This window comes from Bradyrhizobium sp. WSM1417 (genome assembly GCF_000515415.1).
Taxonomy (GTDB): Bacteria; Pseudomonadota; Alphaproteobacteria; order Rhizobiales; family Xanthobacteraceae; genus Bradyrhizobium.
The window spans coordinates 6579758-6596580 of the sequence record NZ_KI911783.1; the positions used below are offsets into that span (position 1 = coordinate 6579758).

Here is a 16823-nt window from a genome sequence, read left to right on the forward strand (position 1 = left end):
ATCGCCTCAGTGCTTGTTGTGGCCAAAGGCATTGCCGTGGCCATTGCTGCCGTTGCCGCCGCCATTGCCGTTGCCGTTACCGTTGTTGCCCCTGCCGTTACCGGTGGCACCGTTGTTGCCGTTACCGTTGCCGGAATTCCCATTGCCGGAATTGCCGTTACCGGAGTTGCCGTTGCCGGAGTTGGTCTTGCCACCGGAATTTCCGCTGCCGCCGCCAGAGCCGTCGCTGGACGCACCGGCCGTGGTCGCGGCTATTGTCGTGCTCGCAGCCGACGAGCTGGTGCTGCCAGCCGTCACGCCGCTGCTCGTGGTTACCGCAGTCTGGACGGTGCTGTTGGATGCGTTTGTGCCCGCTTTCGAGTCGCTCCAGACCGTCTCGGTGCTGGCGTGCGCGTTGCGCACCTGTCCGGGGGCACCGCCGCCATGGGCGAGCCCATGCGTGACCTTGTGGACGTTCAGCTTGACCTCGCCGAGCGAGTTCGAGATGCGTACGACGCCGGGCTTTGCAGCAGCACCACCCTTGGACGCGTGAGCTCCAGCCGCCTGTTGCGATGGCTTGAGCGCGCCGGCCGCCTTGGTGCCCTTGTCGATCGGACCGAGCGCATGGATCGCATGGCCGTTCGCGGGGTTGCGCGGGGCCGACAGGCCCGATTTCGGCACGGGGACGCGCTCGATGCTCGAGGCGCGCGGCTTGCCGTGCTCGATCGGATTGAAGGTCCCGGCGCCGCTCAGGCTGAGACCAGGCTTGCCATGCTCAAAGACGGTGGCGGCCTGCCCCGGCAGGACCTGGGCGATCTGTCCCGTCTTGAAGTCGGAGACCTCGACCTGGCCGCGAAGCACGCCGACCTTGGTGCTGCCCGCGGTCACGGTGACGCTGAACTGCGTTCCCTTGACGACAGCGGCGAGATAAGGCGTCTCGACCTCGAAATGCTTGAGATTGCGCTTCTCGACCTCGAGCAGGATCGAACCTGCCTGCTGGATGATGGTGGTCGAAAGGCCCTCCTTGCTCTCGGTCGGCAAGCCGACCACCGAGTTGGGAGAGATCAGGATCGTCTCCTCGCCGCGGACGAGCAGCACGCGGCCATTGCGTCCGGTGCGAATGGTGTCGCCGGGCTTGAGCGCCTCCTGCTGATTCAACGAGACCTGCTGCGCGCCGCTGGTGGCGACCCAGACCTCGCCGGTGGCCTTGCCGACCGACCAGACGCCATCGTCGGCGGCGGATGCGGCGGAAGCCGTCCCCAGGATCAGCGCAGCCGCGAAGGCGCACCGCATTCCAATTTTGCTCAGCATGACGATCCTCAGTCCGCGTTACAGCCGCCTTGAGGGGTATCCGAAATCATTCAACATAGGATTATCGGGAAGCGGCCAGCGGAGCGGTCGCGTTAACGGTTCATTGACCATAAAAAACTATGAAAAATCATGTGGCTAACGAACCCTTACCGCTTCACGGGCACATCTCCGTCAAACTACGGGGACAGACTCGTTGCGCGCGTAGGGAAGCGGCACCTCGTTACCACAGCGGTGTTGTTGGCGCCGTTCTTCGCGGGAGTCCCTCAGGCTTTCGCACAGGCGAACCAGCCGGGCTTCGATCCGCGCCAGCCTGAGAAATATTTTGAAAACCAAACCGAGCGGGAATCGCTGAGCCGCCCTCCGGTCAGGCTCCCAACAGTCGACCAGCGCAACACCGGCGGCGATACCAAGCCTCAGTTCGTGCTGCGCGGCGTCAACGTCAGCGGAGCCCGGGCCGTTTCCCCCGATCGCATTGCCGCGGTCTACCAGCCCTATGTCGGCAAGAAGGTTTCGCAGGCCGATCTCGCCGCGATCGCCGGCGCGATCAGCGATCTCTACCGTGCCGATGGTTTTCACTTGAGCCGTGCGATCGTGCCGCCGCAGGATATTGCCGACGGTCTGCTCCGAATCCGGGTGGTCGAAGGCGCTATCGTGCAGGCCGAGCTGAAAGGCGACGGCGCCGAGCAGTTCGGCGTGCGACCGATGCTTGGGCCGGTTCTGGCCGAGCAACCGTCGCGCCTGGCAACGCTGGAACGTCAGCTCTTTCTCGTCAACGGCAGACCTGGCGTCCGGATCACCGATACCGCACTGGAGGAAATCGGCACTGCAACCGGCCGATTCCGCCTCATCGTCTATTTGAAGACCTGGCACGTCTTCTCCTCATTCGGTCTGGACAATCTCGGCTCATCATCAGTTGGTCCGTGGCAGACCTACGCGACCGGCGCGTTCAACTCCTATCTCACGCCCGGCGACACGCTGGCGGTCAATCTGTCGACCATCGCCAACGATCCCCGCCAGCTCGGCTTCGCACGGCTGTCCTACGATGCGCCCGTCGGTGTCGACGGCGTGCGTCTCGGCGGGTCCGTCCTGTACAGCGCGGTCAGACCGGGTGATGCCCGCCGCCTCGACAGCGACATCACCACGACCGAGGCGTTCGAGCTGCGTGCCAGCATCGTCCCATTGCAGTCGCAATTGTCCTCGCTGACCCTCACCGCGGCGACGATGTTCAGCAACGTGTCCGAGCATGACCTTTATGGCCCCTGGTACAATGACCACATCAGGACCGTGAGCCTGACCGCCGACTACCGGCTTCAGGACCATTTCGGCGGCACGAATTTCGCGACGCTGACTTACCGCCAGGGCCTCGACATCTTCGGTGCCTCGCATTTCGACGACGATCTTTTGTCGCGCGATGGCGCGTCATCGAACTTCTCGGTGCTGAACCTCTGGTTCACGCGCTACCAGACGCTCAACGAGGTCTGGTCGCTCAAGCTTTCCGCTGCGAGCCAGACCGCGTCACGGCCGCTGTTCACCTCGCAGCAATTCTATCTCGGTGGCGCTGCCTTCGGGCGCGGCTATGGCGCAGCAGAGATCAGCGGGGACAACGGTCTTGCCGGCTCTCTCGAACTGCGCTTCGACCAGAAACTCAACTACCGCTACTGGACCGGCTATCAGCTCTATGCCTTCGGCGACGCCGGCGCCGTCTGGAACGACGGTTACCGCCTGAACGACGGCCTGTCGCTAACCTCGGCCGGAGCTGGCGTGCGGTTCTTCCTGCCGGACGATTTCCAGGCCGATCTCGGCGTGGCCGTCCCCCTGAGCTACCGGGCGCCCGACAACGACCGCCGCAGCCCCCGCTTCCTGTTTACTCTGTCAAGCGCGCTGCGGCTCTGCCCCGAACGCGGCAAGGGCGGCTGTCTGTAAACCCCTTGTCCTTCGCGCGATGGCCCCGGGCATGCGGCTCTTTTGGGGCGCGGCTCACAGACTTGCCTAAATTTAATCCCGTAACCTGCTCACGATCGCTCGATCCGGGAGTTCCCAATCGCCATGTTCAGTCAAAAGTGATTTGAGACGGAACCATGAAAAAGGTTTTTGCTGTTCTGGCGTTTCTCTGCGTCCTCGGCGTCGGCCAGTACTTCGTCGTCAGCCGGTTCGCGATCCGCCACGAGGTTTTGACCCTGTTCGACGCGGCGCGCCAGCGGCCGATTGCGGTCGAAATCGCCGTACGGCGCGATTACGAGACCAAGGCCAATCTCGGCCTCTGGAAGCTCCCGCTCGCCATCATCAGCAACGGCAATACCGTCAAGGCCACCGAATATTCCTTCCTTGCCAACGTGCTCGCCGCACGCGGTTATCTCGTCGCCAGCATCCAGCAGGATCTGCCGAGCGATCCGCCGCTGATGACCAAGGCCGGCCAGCAATATGTCGGCCGGCGCGAGGTCTATATCCGCTGCGAGGCCAACATCCTCTTCACCTTGGGCGAGTTGAAGCGGCGGCAGGAGAACGCCGACTACGACCACATCACGCTCGTCGGGCATTCTAACGGTGGCGACGTTTCGATGTATGTCGCCCACCAGCACCCGGAGCTGGTGTCGAAAGTGATCACGCTCGACAATCTGCGGGTACCTTTCGTGCTTAGCGACAACATGAAGATCCTGTCGTTCCGCTCGAAGGATCCGCATTTCGTAACCGATCCCGGCGTGCTGCCGACGCCGGAAGAGGCCAAGGCGCGCGGCATCGACATTGTCCACACTGGCGCACAGCACACCGAGATGAGCGATCGCGGTCCCGATGCGGTCAAGGAGAAGATCCAGGCGACACTCGACCGCTTCCTGCGCGACAGCGCCAGCAGCGCGCTCGCCCCGGCTGATACACGAAGCCCGATGATCATGAACCCCGGCGACTATTAGTCCGTCCCCTTTGCGGCAGATCAAGGCTGCCGCGAGCTGACCGCGCTAGAAAGAGCCTCGCCATCTCGGAGAGGCACGTGTCGCACTCCATCGAAAGCCTTGATACGAAAAGACTCGCTACGACAAGCTTTGGCTTGCCCGCCGCAAGGACGCCGAGATTCGCCCGGCATTTCTATCGTTCGGCCCGCAAGCTGCTGCGGTCGATCATCGCCCGCATCGACCTCTCGCAGTTTCCGGGTTCGTGTTGCGGTTGAGGACGGCGTCGCGAGCCAACACACAGGGTTGCCCTATGCACCGGCATTTGAGACGAATCTGCCTGCTGCTTGCAGTGGCCTCGAGCGTGGGCACGTCGTCCGCTCTCGCCGCCGATGCCGATCACGGCGCCGACCTTGCGAGCCGCTGGTGCGCCAGCTGCCATGTCGTGGCGAACGGCCAGACCCGGGCGAGCGCCGACGTCCCCTCTTTCGCGTCCGTTGCGCGCAGGCCCGACTTCAGTTCGGAAAGGCTCGCCTTCTTCCTGCTGGACCCGCACCCGAAGATGCCGAATTTTCCCTTGAGCCGGAGCGAAGCCGGCGACATAGCGGCCTACATCGCATCGCTCCGTTAGCAGAGCGGCCGATCGCTCAAGGCGCCCGCGACAAATGCAAATCCCTGCCTGAGAACCGGCAGGGATCAGCAGAAAGGATGATGGGCGGCGAATGAGGTCCATTCGACGGCCCATCATGGACCGCTACCAGTGCGGATACTCACGCCGTGCAAGTCCCAATCTGTGGACGCGCCGTGAACACACCGAGTATCAGGACTTGCCCTTCCCCGGTTGCATGAGACTGCCGGTCATCTGGCGCATGTGGTCTCCGGCATTGGTGAACTGGCTGCGCAGGAAATCCGATTGGATTCGCATCGCCTCCTGAAGGTCGGTCGCATGGACGAGCTTGCGAGCATGCTCGAATGCCGACTTCATGTTCTGCTCGGTGAATGCGAGCGCCTGCTTCGACACGTCCGTCCCCGCGCCCGGAACGGTCGTCATCGATTTGGTGGCGGCTTCGAAAAACATGCCGAATGCTTTTTCCGCCTGGTCAATCGTCTTCTCGGCCAGGTCGCGCAATTCGGCCGGAACTTCGAGCTTCGGTTCGATCATGGTCGCACTCCTCCCGTTTTCAGAACTGAATACCACACTTGCCGGATCGCCTGCCAGCCTCCAGCCCCGGGGAAGACGTCGCCCGGCGGCCGGCTCTGGCAGGAAAACGGAAGGCGGGCGCGCAGGTCGGCTCAGGACAGGGGGTGTTCGGGAAGGGATTCTTCGGTGGCGAGGTCTTCGACGAGCTTGATGACCTCGAAACGCTGCCGGGGCGCGAGTTTCAGAAAGGCGCGGAGCAGGCGCAGGCTTTCGACAGTACCGCTTGCAGGCGCGCCGAGCTTGAGGTGCAGCTCAGCTGCGAAATTGAGGTTCTTCATCTCGCACCTATGACAAGCATCGGACTTCGTGATCCAACATCGAGGTCCCAACTAAGAACCGAACGCCACAACCGGATGCTCTGGCGACGGCGCGCTTTCGGCCGTGGGGAAGCCGGGTGTATTCGCACGCCGAACTACATGTGCAAGTGGGCACACCTGAGCTGGTTGCAACTATGTCAAGAAACAACCCCCCCGGCAAGTCCAACGGTTGGCGCAGCGATGCTTCGTCTGCATCGCGCCACGGCAATTCCGGATAACAGGAATATGGCCAGCCGTCACCCACCTGCGTCAAGAAGCGTCATCGATCAGGCATGCAGCCTCGATCGCCATCAATCGACGCTTTGTTTCGTCTTGTTTCGGATGTGAATGGACATTGGTGGACGCGACCGAGTGCTCCTTCAGCATATACACGTAATTGTTGAGTCCGGCGTAGGCGGTTGTATCGTCGACGAAATAAACGTGGATCTCGCGCCCTGGATCGCCAGCCACAGCGCGGCCTTCTGGACCAAGAGACAGACTATGGCGTTTGGATTTCATCTAAACCCATCCGCTCGAGCTCTTGGACTTGGACTCGCCTCCTCGCATCAGAATCCATCGGGCTGCATTTGTTTCTGGCCGTGAACCGTTTTTGAGGAGCAAACGACAAAGCGGTGGCGAAACAGTCACGCAGATCACGGGCGCCATGGCCGTGCATTGATCGATTCGGGCGCCCCAGAACCAAAGGACGACGGCATGCTTTCTCGCTGCGATCTCATCAAGGGCGCCGCAGTCGCGCTTCTCACCTTCTCGATACAAGGCGCATGGGCGCAGGAGACCAGGATGAACCTGTTCAAGATCGTCACCATCAAGGACGAAATCGTCGTCGGATTATCGACGGAGGAGCTTCAGGCGCTCGGCGGCAATGATGCCAGTGCCGTTGCACATGCTCTGGCACAGAAGGGCGATCTCACCGTCTGGCAATACAACGTGCATCGCGGTCCGAACGGCGAATTGCAGCAAGCGCCGACCGCCAGAATCGGGCTCTTGGCCAACGCGTCGCTCCGGGTCGAGCCGTATACCACGACCTACCAGATCCTACCGCATCCCTAAGCAGCAGACCGGCGCGCCCGCGACCGAGGTCGCGGGCGCGCCCTTGTCATCTGCGCTGCCCTGCACGCCGTGTCCCCGTTTCCGTCGCAAAGCCGTAGATCAATGCCAACCGGTCCAGGCATTCACGAAAACGTCGGGAAAAATAGTCGGTCCAGCGTTGCGTACGAACGGCGCGACGCTGGCCGATCTCGTCCATGGTGAGGCCCAGCACCAACACGTCGTGCACTAGCGCGGCACCGTCAGTGCCGAGTTCGCGCTCGATCCGGTTCAGCCGCAGCACCGCCTGACGTTGGCTCTCGGTAACCGGCTCGCGCGTGCGCGCGCCATCGACATATTCGCGGGTCGGGTCCATCGCCTGAGGGCCACGCTCGGCCCTCTCCCAATCGTTTTGGAAGGCGCGCCCGCCGCGATACTGCGCCTCGTCGATCTGATGGTGCGCGTGCAGCCGGCCGAGCGGATCGCTGCGGATCGACCGCACGGCCATGATCTTCTCGCCGGGGTCGAGCGCCAGCGGATTGTCCACCTCGACTTCCGCCACCTCCGCATTGAACGGTATCTCACGAGAGCGTCGGTCGTAGACATTCGCCAATTTAATGGACCTGTTGCGTCGGACACGTGCCACTTGGGTACTCCTTGCGAAATTGACGATTGAACGGGCGGTCGTCAGGTCAGGCGGCAGAGACCAGCCGCAGCACGACGGGGCCGGCGACGCGGGCGGATCCAGCTCCGGCGCGACGCGTCAGGCGCGCATGCGGCGCGCAATAGCTCGAGCCCGGCTCACGCGGATGGCCGCAGAAGGTGATCTCCTCCCCGTCCTTGTCGCCGCCATAGGGATAGCGACAGTCCTCGCCCGCGAGTTCGACCAATGGGACCAGGCGCGGCTGGACGCCGACGCAGCGCAATTTGACCGGCGCGGCAGGCTTCATCGCGGATTTCGGCGGCAGGGTCAGCACCGTAGGACGGTGCGGCAGGACAAGACAGGCTCCAGACGGCAGCGCCGGGACGATCGACGGGCTCGTCGTCCGTATCTGCACGACCAGCCCGAGCCGCTTGGCGCGGCCGACCACCGCGTTGCGCGTGTAAGCCGTTCCAAACCTTGCGTTAATCCGTCTTCCGATCTCAGCATAAGACATTCCCTTGAGAAAATAGTCGCGAAGCGCGTCGGAGTGCTCCGACGACCAATGGCCCGGTTCCATGCTGCTGTCCTGTGATGCGCCTCCTCCGATCGCACGATCGCGAGGCGGAGCTTACATTCCGGTATTCCGAAGTCGAAGTCAAGCGGTAATTCTGATATTCATAATTGCATCAATTCCGAATTTCGGATTACAAGAGACGGACGATGGACAATCGAGGGAATCACCATGTTGGACGCTGCAATGATCGAACGGGGCCTGGAAAAGACAGGCAAGAGCAAGGGCGGCCTGGCGGCTGCCATGGGCGTACGGCCCGGCGCGGTCTCGGAGATCCTCGGCGGCGAACGCCTGGTGAAGGCTTCGGAAATCATCCCGATCATGGAGTATCTCGAGCTCAATCTCGCGCCGATCATGGGCCGCGTCGGCGCCGGTGCCGTGATCGAGCCGGATTATGAGCAAGTTCCCCCGGAAGGCCTCGGCGACATCGCGCTGCCCTTTCCGATCATGGAGGAGACCATCGCATTCGAGATCGTGGGCGATTCGATGCTGCCCAAATACGAGAGCGGCGACGTCATCGTGGTCTACAAGGACCAGCGCCATCCCCTGTCGAGCTTCTACGGCGAGGAGGCCGTGGTCCGGCTCAAGACCGGCGAGCGCTATCTGAAGACCATCGAGCGGGGCAAATCCCCCTCCGTCGTCAATCTCACCAGCTTCAATGCCAAGCAGATCGTCGGCGTGAAACTGGAGTGGGTCGGCGAGATCTGCCTGTCCATGCCCAAGGGCCAGCTGGAGCGGCTGCGCGCCAAGTCGGCGCGCCCTCGCAAGAGGAGCAAATAGGCTGTAATTTCCGTTTTTACGAAATTAGCCTTGACTTGATTCCGTTTTCCGGAAATACTCTGCCGTGCTCGACATGGGGCACGGCAGGACCGTTGCATGCAGTATTTCGTCGTGATGATCGACTATGGGCGCCGCGGCCGCGAGGCGGTCGTCGACCCTGAAATCACCAGGCGCGAGGTCATTTCGCGCGTCGCCTCAGGTGAATATCGAAATATCTCGTTCATCCAGGAAATCGTGGAGAATTCGGTTGAAGACGTGACCGAGGCGATCCTCGTTGAGGCTGCCCTGCCCCGGATCCCGCCCGAAGAAGTCGACCTCCAGGCTCTCCGCCTCGATCACGCCCGCGATCTGCGCAAGCACGAGCGGACGTGACGTAGACCCCAGGGTCGGCCTTTTCCGGTCCGATCGAATCGGATCGGACCCTAGATTGTTATTTTGACACGCTTTCTTGACGCGAACCGGAATCCACTTCGCTCGAAAACGCTCTGCCAGCCCACCACGCCCCGTTCGGAGATCACACCGTGAGGACGGTCGATCCCGTGGTCTTGCGCGCGGCGAGATCGGCATGGGCCTTGGCGGCGTCCTTCAGTGGATAGGTCTGGTGCACCTCGATCTTGACCGCGCCGGATTTGACGACGTCGAACAACTCGCCTGCCATCGCGACCAGGCTCTCACGCTTGGCGGCGTAGGTGAACAGCGTCGGGCGGGTGACGTAGAGCGAGCCCTTCTGCGCGAGCAAACCGAGATTGAGCGGCTCGACGGCGCCGGAGGACGCACCGAACAGCGCTGCGACGCCGAGCGGCGCGAGGCAGTCGAGCGACTTCAGGAACGTATCCTTGCCGACGGAATCGTAGACCACCGGCACCTTCTTGCCGCCCGTGATCTCGTCCACGCGCTTCACGAAATCCTCGCGGCTATAGATGATGACATGGTCGCAGCCATGCGCTTTGGCGAGCTTGGCCTTCTCGTCGTTGCTGACCGTGCCGATCACGGTCGCGCCGAGATGCTTGGCCCACTGGGAGAGAATTAGGCCGACGCCACCGGCGGCCGCATGGAGCAGGATGGTATCCCCGGCCTTCACGCGATAAGTCTGCCGGATCAGATATTGCGTGGTGAGTCCCTTCAGCATCATCGCCGCCGCGGTCTTGTCGTCGACACCGTCGGGCAACTTCAGCAGTCGGTCGGCCGGGATCAGCCGCGCCTCGGAATAGGCGCCGAGCGGCGAGGCGCCGTAGGCGATGCGATCGCCCGGCTTCAGATCGGTAACACCGGCCCCGACCTCCTCAACGACACCAGCGGCCTCGCTGCCAAGCCCGCTCGGCAGTTGCACCGGGTAAAGGCCCGAACGGTTGTAGATGTCGACGAAGTTGAGACCGACGGCGGTATGGCGGATTCGTGCCTCGCCCGGTCCGGGCTTGCCGACACTGACCTCCTCCCAAACCAGCACTTCCGGCCCACCAGTCTTGTGAAAGCGAATGGCATGCGTCATGGGCGTTGCTCCCTTATCGTTGAGGACGAAGTCCGAATACCGGATCGGGCTTTGAAATAGGTATTTGGTCCGCCCGTCACAGTACAGAGACGTAACAAGAATGTCACAGCGAACGACAAACCTCCGCCGTTCCGCCTCTGTTCGAAAGAGTTGATGTCGGCCTTGCGCCAGCCGGCAGTAGCCTTCGCGCGGGTTTGGAGGTCGTCTGCGAAGGAGAGCCGAGATGCCAGCTTATGTACAGCATCATCAGGATATCGAGATCGCGCCTGTGATTTGCCCTGCTTGCATGGGGTTCCTTCCAATGTATGTGCGCGAGGTCGAACCGCATTGGAGTCTTGCCAAGATCGACTTCGTCTATGAATGCGCCGATTGCGGCGCCGAGGTCAGACAGACGATCCGCAAGCCGGAGTTGCTGCGGCACTGATCGCGCGGCCAGTAGCCGCCCGACTATTTGCGTTGAGCGGAAAAAAACGCCCATTGGCGCGGGTCTGGCCTCTCCCAAACGAGGCTTGTTCTTTGCCGTGAACGCAGGCAGAACAAGCCTCGATCAAGACCTTTGGGAGCGCCTTTTCGTGGCTGAACAGAAGCCCTCGACAGCGATCGAGGCAGTGGAGAGCGGCCTCGCCGCGCAAGGCTACATCGCGAGCCGGCAGATCGCGACCGCTGTCTATTTGTCCCAACAGATCGAGAAGCCGATCCTGGTCGAAGGCCCCGCGGGCGTCGGGAAGACCGAGCTTGCCAAGGCGATCGCGGCCTGGCGCGGCCTGAAGATGATCCGCCTGCAATGCTATGAAGGCCTCGACGAGGCCAAGGCGCTCTATGAATGGAAATACGCCAAGCAGCTTCTCTACACGCAGATCCTCAAGGACAAGCTCGGCGAAGTCCTGGGCGGCGCGCAGACTTTGCACGCTGCACTTAATCAGCTCCACGATTTCGGTGACGTGTTCTTCTCCAAGGAGTTCGTCGAGCCGCGGCCGCTGCTGCAAGCTCTGGAGCAACCGGGCGGCTGCGTGCTCCTGATCGACGAGATCGACAAGTCGGATGCGGAATTCGAATCGCTGCTGCTGGAAATTCTCTCCGACTTCCAGGTCACGATTCCCGAACTCGGCACCGTCTCCGCGATCACGCCGCCAACGGTGATCCTCACCTCGAACAGCGAGCGCGATCTCGGCGACGCCCTGAAACGGCGCTGCCTGCATCTACACATCGGCTTCCCCGAGCAGCGGCTCGAGGAGCGCATCGTCGAGAGCCGCGTCCCCAACATTTCGCAGACGCTGCGGCGGCAGATGGTCGGCTTCATCCACGAAATCCGCTCGCTCGACCTGAAGAAGCTGCCTTCGGTCAGCGAGACCATCGACTGGGCGCGCGTGCTGGTGCTCTTGCAGGCCTCGGAGCTCGACACCGAGATCGTCAAGGACACGCTCAACGTGCTCCTGAAATACGAGGCCGACATCGAGGCGGCTCAGCCTCAGATCACGACCTTCATTGCCAAGGCAGCACGATCCAACGTCTTCGGTTGACGCCGATGCGCGAGAATATTCATCGTTTCTTCCGTGCGGCACGGGGCGCCGGCGTCCATGTCTCGCCTGCCGAAAGCATCGACGCGATGCGCGCGGTCGCGCAGGTCGGCGTTTCCGACCGGACCATCCTGCGCGATGCGCTCCTGTTGACGCTCGCCAAGTCGCAGGACGAAAAGCTCGCGCTCGGTGACTGCTTCGATCTGTTCTTCAGTCAACCGGAGCCGCGGCAGGAACAATCTGAAGCCAACAGCAACGATGTTTCGGAGGACGCGGATCAATCTCCATCGTCCGGCGAGGCCAGCGATGCGAGCGGCGGTTCTCCTCCCGCAGAATTGGGCCCCCTCGCGCAGATGCTGCTGTCGCAGGATCGCAATGCGATCACCGCCGCGATCGCCAGCGCCTCAGGTGCGGCCTCCCTGTCCGACATCCGCTACTCCACCCAGCGAGGCATATTTTCCAGCCGCATCCTCGACGCCATGGGGCTCCAGCGGCTACGCGACGATCTCGACGAGCTGACCGCGACCAATCCGGCACTGGCCGAGCGGCTTCGCGCCGCGCTCGATGCCTTGCGCGAAGCCGTTCGCGACACCGTCGCGCAGGGGCTTGCGCTCTATGCCCGCGAGGAGGCTGAAAACCTCCGCAACGAGATTCTGCGCAACGCGCCGCTTGCCCGCATCGAGCGGCGCCACGTCGCGGAAATGCGCACTCTCATCCGCCAGATCGCGCGGCGCCTTCGCGAGCGCTATTCGAAACCACGCAAGCGCCAGCGGCGCGGTCATCTCGACGTCCGCCGCACGCTGCGCCGCAACGCTGCCTGGGGCGGCATCCCCTTTCTCACGGCCTGGAAGCGCAAGCATCGCGACCGGCCGAAGATCGTGGCGCTCTGCGACGTCTCGGGCTCGGTCGCGCAGGTCTCGGATTTCTTCCTGCTCCTGATCCACTCGCTGCACGAGGTGGTCGACGACGTCCATTCCTTCGCGTTCTCCTCGCATCTGATCGAAGTCAGCGACGTCCTGGAATCGAAACCGCCGGAAGAGGCGATGGCCGAGATCATGTCCAAGGTCGGCTTCGGCTCCTCGGACTACGGCTCTTCGCTGGCCGATTTCGACAAGGAATTTATGAGCACGCTGACGCCGCAGACCACGGTGATCGTGCTGGGCGATGCCCGCAGCAACAATCTCGATCCGCGCGCCGACATTCTGCGCCGCATCTCCGAGCGCTCGAAGCGACTGGTGTGGCTCAATCCCGAAGGACGTCTCGCCTGGGGCTTTGGCGATTCCGAGATGCCGCGCTATGCGACCTTCTGCAGCGTGGTGCGCCAGTGCGCCACCGCGCAGCAGCTCGAGCGCGCGGTGTCCGATATTGTGGCGACTTATCAGTAGGCCTTACCCAAGCCGACGTCAGTTTCGCATCAGCTCCGTCTGAGCCACATTGCACTCCCGGAAATGATAGGCGATCTCGTCAAGCGCGCGCTGCTCCCATTCCTGAGCTTGCGCAAGCCAGAAAACCCGGCGCTGGAAATCAAGCGCGGCGCGCTCCCGGCACAGGGATTCCTGACTACGAATTTCGACCAGTCTGTTCATGCACTCCACTCCTGCCGTGTGAAGCCATTCTCCGTGAACCAGCGTAACAGAATCCCGAACCCTTCGTCTCATGATTTCTGTGCATATTGCGACGCAGAATGGGACAGCAGCGCTTCCTGTGCAGTGCGGTAGTTTGCCGACCAACATGAAGCCCACATCATCAATATGTGATCGAGGCTCCGGACGGTCCTCGTGATCGAGCGGTCTTAACGCTTGTGGCGCAATGGCGTGCAGCAATTTGTGAAGAGGAGTTCTAAACACCTCACCGAATTCCCGACTCATTGTCGTCGCACGGTCTTCATGCAGCGCCTCTAACAGAGGCGCACGAACGGCACTACGGCTTGAGGCAACATGAGCAACGACATCGACTTCGATCTTTCGCCGGACCAGTGGGAGGTTCTGAAGGCGCTCCGCAACCCGGTGTCGAACGGTCGCCTTGCGAAGGCCTATCTCATCGAGAGCCTCGTCAAGCTCGGTCTTGTCGCCGTCTGCGACGGCGTTCCGGTCATGACGTCGAGTGGACGCAAGGTGCTGGTACGCGGATCGTGTCGGCTGCTGGATCTGGCGGCGTGACGCGGCCACCCGCGCGCGGAACATGACAATACGACCGCAAAATCGCCTGTCCACCTGACCGATGACACCTCGAACGGTCTCCCGGTGCCGATGCGGATGCCCAGTCGCACCGCAAAAAGCGACCAAATAGACCTCCTCCTCAGCGAAAACCGCGACAATCTGGCACGCCAGTTGCTCCTTTCGACGATCGAGACGTCGTAAAAACGGGGGAGTCACCATGTCGACCATTGCCGCGGCCCCGGCCGCCGAGCCAAAGCCGCTCTACACATCGCTATTCGTTCAGGTCCTGGCCGCGCTGATCCTCGGCATCATTCTAGGGGTGGCCGCGCCGGATTTTGCCATTTCCCTCAAGATTCTCAGCGACGCCTTCCTGAAGCTGATTTCGATGATCGTGGCGCCGATCGTGTTCTGCGTCGTCGTGCACGGCATTGCCGGTGCGGGCGACCTCAAGAAGGTCGGGCGGGTCGGCGTCAAAGCGCTGGTTTATTTCGAGGTGATGACCACAGTCGCGCTCGTTGTCGGTCTCATCCTGGCCTACACTTTCGGCCCCGGCCACGGCATGAACATCGACCCCTCGACGCTGGACGCCAAGGCGCTCAATACCTATGCCGACAACGCCCACAAGCTTCAGGGCGGCGGCATCGGCTCCTTCCTGCTCAACGTGATCCCGACCACCTCCTTCGACGCCTTGTCGCGCAACGACGTGCTCCAGGTGCTGTTCTTCGCCGTGCTGTTCGGCGTAGGACTCGCACTGGTCGGCGGTGAGAAAGGCAAGCTCGTGACGTCGATGATCGATGCCGCCTCGACCGTGCTGTTCCGCGTCATGGGGCTTATCGTCCGCGTCGCTCCACTTGGCGTTCTCGGCGCAGTCGCCTACACCGTCGGCAAATACGGCGTCGGCTCGCTCAAGCAGCTCGTCTCACTGGTGGCGCTGTTCTACGTCTCGGTCGGCATCTTCGTGCTGGGCGTGCTCGGCGGCGTCATGGCGCTTGCCGGCATCAACATCCTCAAATTCCTCGCCTACCTGCGCGAGGAGTTGACCATTGTGCTCGCGACCGCCTCGTCGGACGCCGTGCTGCCGCAGATCATGAAGAAGCTGGAGCGGATGGGCGTGAAGGATTCCGTCGTCGGCCTTGTCATTCCGACCGGATATTCCTTCAACCTCGACGCCTTCTCGATCTATCTCACGCTCGCAGTCGTCTTCATCGCGCAGGCGACCAACACGCCGCTCTCCTTCGGCGACCTCCTGCTGGTGCTCGGCGTATCCCTGATCACCTCGAAGGGCGCGCATGGCGTACCGGGCTCCGCGATCGTGATTCTGGCGGCGACGCTGAACGCGGTGCCCAGCATCCCTGCGATCGGCCTCGTGCTGGTCTTGTCGGTCGACTGGTTCATCGGCATGGCACGCGCGGTCGGCAACCTCACTGGCAATTGCGTTGCGACCGTGGTGGTGGCCGCCTGGGAAGGCGACCTCGACCGCGCCAAGGCGGCGAAGGTCCTCGACGGCGGCGAGCTCGTGGACGTAACGGCGGGGTAATGACCGCCGTTCAGTCATTCCACTGGAGGAGCGGCGTTCCATGCGCCCTCCTCCAGACAGAGAGGAAACGCGGAAACCAGGAGTGGGCCACGGCGCCCTTGTAGGCCCAGGTGCGATATTTCAGGCCCTGCTCCGAGATCAGTTCCTGATAGCCGCCGTGGACTTCGGTCGCGGTGCGGATGTCCTTCAATATTCCTTGCGCGCAGGCGCGGTAGGTATCGCTCCCCGAAAATTCGTCATAGTCCAGCATGCGATCCGCGAACTCGACGTTGAACGTCGGCCAGGAGGACCGTCCCTGGTAGGCGGGAGCCGCGATCTTGTGGATCATCTTGTTCCGCGGATTATCCGCGGATACCAGGAAGTGGAATGTGCCGGGGATGCGAAAGCGCGGCTCCGCGACGATCAGATCCGCCGTGGCTGCGAACAGCGCGCGCTCGGCCGGCTCGCTCATATCCCAGAAGCCGCGATGCACACTGACGAAATCCAGCGCGACCGAGGACGCCGGCGAGCCCGTGGGACCATCAAGAGAATGCCTGATATAGCCGCCCTTGCCGAACAGGTGGAGCAGGTCCCTCTTGTGCTGCGCCAGGTCGCGTCCGAGCCGCCGCTTCAGCTCGTTCTCGTCGACGATTCCGAGCTGCACGCCCCACACGAACGTCGTGTGGACGCAGGCATTGGTGACGAAACGCCTGCGCTCCGCGCGCGTGTCGGTTGCCGCGGAGCGCGGAGCACTGGCGTCGCACAGCAAATAGGTGGAGCCATCATCATTGAACGGTTCGAGCTCGCTTGCGAGTTGGAGGATCGCGCGCTTCAGATCACCGCAATATTCGGCCAGCAGCAGGCGGCCGGCATGCGCGCATTGCGACATCGCCAGATAGGATGACGCTCTCTCCTCGGCAGAGATCATCTGCCGCAGGCCGGCCAGAATGCCGAGCAGCGTATCCGAGGGGCGCGAGAAGTAGTTCACGCCGAGATACCGGGCGCGCCCAGCCGGGACGATGGTCGTCGTGACGACGTTGGCGCGAACCGCTTCCAGCAGCAGGCGGACGCTCTTTTCAAGCAGACGAGCCCGGCGCACCGCATCCTGCGAATCCACGATGGTGTTGGGATCGAGGATGTCGGGATAGAACCAGGCAAAGTCGCGCGGATAGTACGCAGAGGCGTGCGGCGCGCCGGTGACGAGAAAGGACTCGGTCAACGAAAAGGCGCTGTCCATCGAGTGCCGATAGAGGTCCTCGATGGCCGTGAACGGATGATGCGACTTCCTCAGGAATCGATCACCGAGAAAGTTCACCGCCTGAAGCGCGTTGGCAACGAAGGTCGCCGTCAGGCCCTGGTAAAACCGGTTTCCGCGATGGGACGGAGAAGAGATGCCGTTGTTCATAGGCGCCGTCGAATGGTGTCTCGT

General features: G+C 62.4%; 20 protein-coding genes. 11 read left to right on the forward strand and 9 right to left on the reverse strand.

Features of this window, described 5'->3' with window-relative positions; genetic code table 11:
- Nucleotides 1–6: 6 nt before the first annotated feature.
- Complete coding sequence (locus BRA1417_RS0132190) at nucleotides 7–1290, reverse strand: FecR domain-containing protein (RefSeq protein ID WP_027519304.1); 1284 nt, start codon at nucleotides 1288–1290, stop codon at nucleotides 7–9.
- Between the two features lie 129 nt (nucleotides 1291–1419).
- On the opposite strand from BRA1417_RS0132190, the gene BRA1417_RS0132195 reads away from it, so the two are divergent.
- The 3 genes from BRA1417_RS0132195 (at nucleotide 1420) to BRA1417_RS0132205 (ending at nucleotide 4806) form a co-directional block, all read left to right on the forward strand.
- Entirely contained in the window at nucleotides 1420–3213 is a 1794-nt protein-coding gene (locus BRA1417_RS0132195; RefSeq protein ID WP_027519305.1) for a ShlB/FhaC/HecB family hemolysin secretion/activation protein, read from the forward strand.
- A 155-nt stretch (nucleotides 3214–3368) separates the two neighbouring features.
- Nucleotides 3369–4199 (forward strand): alpha/beta fold hydrolase, encoded by an 831-nt coding sequence (locus tag BRA1417_RS0132200; protein ID WP_027519306.1) that lies wholly within the window; start codon nucleotides 3369–3371, stop codon nucleotides 4197–4199.
- A gap of 289 nt (nucleotides 4200–4488) precedes the next feature.
- The gene (locus tag BRA1417_RS0132205; RefSeq protein WP_027519307.1) at nucleotides 4489–4806 is read left to right on the forward strand and encodes a c-type cytochrome; all 318 of its coding nucleotides are present in this window, start codon (nucleotides 4489–4491) and stop codon (nucleotides 4804–4806) included.
- 189 nt (nucleotides 4807–4995) lie between these two features.
- Here BRA1417_RS0132205 and BRA1417_RS0132210 read toward each other — a convergent pair whose 3' ends face one another.
- The 3 genes from BRA1417_RS0132210 to BRA1417_RS45075 all read right to left on the reverse strand — a co-directional run bounded on the left by BRA1417_RS0132210 (nucleotide 4996) and on the right by BRA1417_RS45075 (nucleotide 6191).
- Complete coding sequence (locus BRA1417_RS0132210; protein WP_027519308.1) at nucleotides 4996–5337, reverse strand: phasin; 342 nt, start codon at nucleotides 5335–5337, stop codon at nucleotides 4996–4998.
- 131 nt (nucleotides 5338–5468) lie between these two features.
- Complete coding sequence (locus tag BRA1417_RS45070; RefSeq protein ID WP_027519309.1) at nucleotides 5469–5654, reverse strand: hypothetical protein; 186 nt, start codon at nucleotides 5652–5654, stop codon at nucleotides 5469–5471.
- Nucleotides 5655–5942: 288 nt separating this feature from the next.
- Nucleotides 5943–6191, reverse strand: a complete 249-nt coding sequence (locus tag BRA1417_RS45075) for a hypothetical protein (RefSeq protein ID WP_198034879.1) — start codon at nucleotides 6189–6191, stop codon at nucleotides 5943–5945.
- Nucleotides 6192–6386: 195 nt separating this feature from the next.
- Here BRA1417_RS45075 and BRA1417_RS0132225 point away from each other — a divergent pair, with 195 nt between their 5' ends.
- Nucleotides 6387–6743 carry a hypothetical protein gene (locus BRA1417_RS0132225; RefSeq protein WP_007612800.1) on the forward strand — a complete coding sequence of 119 codons (357 nt, stop codon included), beginning with the start codon at nucleotides 6387–6389 and terminating at the stop codon, nucleotides 6741–6743.
- Nucleotides 6744–6789: 46 nt separating this feature from the next.
- On the opposite strand, the gene BRA1417_RS0132230 is transcribed toward BRA1417_RS0132225, so the two are convergent.
- The gene (locus BRA1417_RS0132230) at nucleotides 6790–7365 is read right to left on the reverse strand and encodes a hypothetical protein (RefSeq protein ID WP_027519311.1); all 576 of its coding nucleotides are present in this window, start codon (nucleotides 7363–7365) and stop codon (nucleotides 6790–6792) included.
- Nucleotides 7366–7411: 46 nt separating this feature from the next.
- Nucleotides 7412–7939: a GcrA family cell cycle regulator gene (locus BRA1417_RS0132235; RefSeq protein ID WP_027519312.1), complete on the reverse strand. Its 528-nt coding sequence runs from the start codon at nucleotides 7937–7939 to the stop codon at nucleotides 7412–7414.
- 165 nt (nucleotides 7940–8104) lie between these two features.
- Between BRA1417_RS0132235 and BRA1417_RS0132240 the strand changes: the two genes are divergently transcribed.
- Complete coding sequence (locus tag BRA1417_RS0132240) at nucleotides 8105–8713, forward strand: S24 family peptidase (RefSeq protein WP_007601486.1); 609 nt, start codon at nucleotides 8105–8107, stop codon at nucleotides 8711–8713.
- 96 nt (nucleotides 8714–8809) lie between these two features.
- Nucleotides 8810–9085: a hypothetical protein gene (locus BRA1417_RS0132245; RefSeq protein WP_027519313.1), complete on the forward strand. Its 276-nt coding sequence runs from the start codon at nucleotides 8810–8812 to the stop codon at nucleotides 9083–9085.
- 142 nt (nucleotides 9086–9227) lie between these two features.
- Here the strand turns inward: BRA1417_RS0132245 and BRA1417_RS0132250 are convergent, their stop codons facing one another.
- Nucleotides 9228–10202, reverse strand: a complete 975-nt coding sequence (locus BRA1417_RS0132250) for a quinone oxidoreductase (RefSeq protein ID WP_027519314.1) — start codon at nucleotides 10200–10202, stop codon at nucleotides 9228–9230.
- A 223-nt stretch (nucleotides 10203–10425) separates the two neighbouring features.
- Here BRA1417_RS0132250 and BRA1417_RS0132255 point away from each other — a divergent pair, with 223 nt between their 5' ends.
- The 3 genes from BRA1417_RS0132255 (at nucleotide 10426) to BRA1417_RS0132265 (ending at nucleotide 13104) form a co-directional block, all read left to right on the forward strand.
- Entirely contained in the window at nucleotides 10426–10626 is a 201-nt protein-coding gene (locus BRA1417_RS0132255; protein ID WP_007612817.1) for a hypothetical protein, read from the forward strand.
- A 148-nt stretch (nucleotides 10627–10774) separates the two neighbouring features.
- A complete protein-coding gene (locus tag BRA1417_RS0132260) occupies nucleotides 10775–11722 on the forward strand; it encodes a MoxR family ATPase (RefSeq protein WP_007601482.1) in 948 nt (315 codons plus the stop codon).
- Nucleotides 11723–11727: 5 nt separating this feature from the next.
- Nucleotides 11728–13104, forward strand: a complete 1377-nt coding sequence (locus BRA1417_RS0132265) for a VWA domain-containing protein (RefSeq protein WP_027519315.1) — start codon at nucleotides 11728–11730, stop codon at nucleotides 13102–13104.
- Nucleotides 13105–13122: 18 nt separating this feature from the next.
- Here the strand turns inward: BRA1417_RS0132265 and BRA1417_RS0132270 are convergent, their stop codons facing one another.
- Nucleotides 13123–13305 (reverse strand): hypothetical protein, encoded by a 183-nt coding sequence (locus tag BRA1417_RS0132270; RefSeq protein WP_027519316.1) that lies wholly within the window; start codon nucleotides 13303–13305, stop codon nucleotides 13123–13125.
- Nucleotides 13306–13656: 351 nt separating this feature from the next.
- Between BRA1417_RS0132270 and BRA1417_RS0132275 the strand changes: the two genes are divergently transcribed.
- Together BRA1417_RS0132275 and BRA1417_RS0132285 are read left to right on the forward strand one after the other, a co-directional pair.
- Nucleotides 13657–13878, forward strand: coding sequence for a hypothetical protein (locus BRA1417_RS0132275; protein ID WP_027519317.1), 222 nt, complete (start codon nucleotides 13657–13659; stop codon nucleotides 13876–13878).
- Between the two features lie 217 nt (nucleotides 13879–14095).
- Nucleotides 14096–15415, forward strand: coding sequence for a dicarboxylate/amino acid:cation symporter (locus BRA1417_RS0132285; protein ID WP_027519318.1), 1320 nt, complete (start codon nucleotides 14096–14098; stop codon nucleotides 15413–15415).
- 10 nt (nucleotides 15416–15425) lie between these two features.
- On the opposite strand, the gene BRA1417_RS0132290 is transcribed toward BRA1417_RS0132285, so the two are convergent.
- Nucleotides 15426–16799, reverse strand: a complete 1374-nt coding sequence (locus tag BRA1417_RS0132290) for a hypothetical protein (RefSeq protein ID WP_027519319.1) — start codon at nucleotides 16797–16799, stop codon at nucleotides 15426–15428.
- Nucleotides 16800–16823: the final 24 nt, after the last annotated feature.